The following is a 387-nucleotide window of genomic DNA, read 5'->3' on the forward strand; positions in this document are numbered from 1 at the left end:
TCTCTGCACTACTTTTAATGAAATCTTGAGAACTACAAGCATTGACTGTTTTAAAATCTTCCTTATTTACCACAATGGATACCGATGACAGTTCATTTGATTCATTCTGCCTAAGTTTCAAGTTTGTCACTATACTGTTTCCGATTGAAACCGTATCAGACTTGAAAATGTCTTCTGTTTGATCAATGACTACACAATCCATTTCTGACGACACAAACAGATTATGTGATTGACCTCCATCAGCATGAGCTGTACATATATCTTCATTATCAACTATTTCTTGACAGGCATCTTCACTTTCACTATCATTTTGATTTAAAGAAGAATCAACTATGTGCTGCGATTTGCAATCTTTTTCTGTATTACAAGTGCTAGGATTTTTAATAC

Annotated in this window: 1 protein-coding gene; it reads right to left on the reverse strand. The window is 33.9% G+C overall.

Annotation, left to right across the window (positions count from 1 at the left end; genetic code table 11):
• Nucleotides 1–387, reverse strand: a 387-nt coding sequence (locus AC1VNY_RS42910; protein ID WP_482409742.1) for a hypothetical protein, incomplete at both ends; no start/stop codon positions are given.

The sequence above is a fragment of the Bradyrhizobium ferriligni genome, from assembly GCF_056837965.1.